The organism is Halonotius pteroides, from assembly GCF_003605635.1.
Lineage (GTDB): Archaea > Halobacteriota > Halobacteria > Halobacteriales > Haloferacaceae > Halonotius > Halonotius pteroides.
Map to the genome: position 1 here is coordinate 1 of NZ_QMDW01000102.1, position 1070 is coordinate 1070.

Sequence of the window (1070 nt, forward strand, 5' to 3'; positions counted from 1 at the left end):
TCCCGCGAGGTCGCCAACGAGGGAATCCAGATCCACGGCGGCTACGGCTACACGAAGGACTTCCCCGCCGAGCGCTTCTACCGCGACGCCAAGCTCAACGAGATCTACGAGGGCACCAGCGAGGTGCTGCGGAACACGATCGCGAACGAACTGTTCGGGTAAACACGGACGCCCCGCGCCACCGTGCGCGGGGTACCTCACAAGAACCCTTGTGGGGTTGAAGCGGATCCGCGTCGATCGTCGCGACTGGATCACTCTGCTGTATTGAATAGCGGTATTGGCCCGGACAGTTGGAATTTGAGTCGGCTTATAGGGCGGTGTTCAGATAAGGATGAAGGGTGAGGCGGTGCGTTTTTTGAGTGTCTATGCCAGAAAACGCCCGCCTCAACGACAATTTAGACGAGATCGACTTAGAGTTTGTTGAACGAGAAGCGACACCACGATTTCTGATGAAGCTTAGTATTCAGCTCCATCTCGCTGGATTATCACTTTCGAATACTGTTTCTATTCTTGAATTATTTGGTGTCAATCGTGCTCGGTCAACTGTGCATAATTGGGTTCAGAAAGCAGATCTACAGCCTGAGTCTGGTCAAAATCCGGATCACGTCGCCGTTGACGAGACGGTGATCCGGCTCAATGATGAACAATATTGGCTGTACGCGGCTGTCGATCCTGAAACAAACGAATTGCTATACACAACGCTTGAACCAACCACAAACAGCGTAATTGCTCACGCGTTCTTTGCTGAACTCCGCGAGAAACACGACGTAGAACACGCCGTGTTTCTCATCGATGGCTCGCACTCATTGAAGGACGCTTGCCGCCGTCACAGTCTCGATTTCAAATATGAAAAACATGGAAATCGGAATAGCGTCGAACGTGTCTTTCGAGAGATAAAACGTAGAACTACCAGCTTCTCAAACTGTTTCAGCAACGCCGAAGCAGATACCGCCGACAATTGGCTTCGATCATTCGCCTTCGCATGGAATCAGCTTATCTGAACACTACCCGGCCGGGGTCAGTCGTCCGCGACGCCGGCGTGGGGGTCCTCTATGTCCGGGCGGACGATA

The 1070-nt window shown here is 52.7% G+C and carries 2 protein-coding genes; both read left to right on the forward strand.

Features of this window, described 5'->3' with window-relative positions; translation table 11 throughout:
- The coding region (locus tag DP106_RS15345; RefSeq protein WP_276310104.1) for an acyl-CoA dehydrogenase family protein at positions 1-162 on the forward strand (162 nt) is incomplete at its 5' end.
- A gap of 203 nt (positions 163-365) precedes the next feature.
- Positions 366-1001 carry an IS6-like element ISNamo8 family transposase gene (locus DP106_RS15350; protein ID WP_015408823.1) on the forward strand — a complete coding sequence of 212 codons (636 nt, stop codon included), beginning with the start codon at positions 366-368 and terminating at the stop codon, positions 999-1001.
- Positions 1002-1070 lie beyond the last annotated feature (69 nt).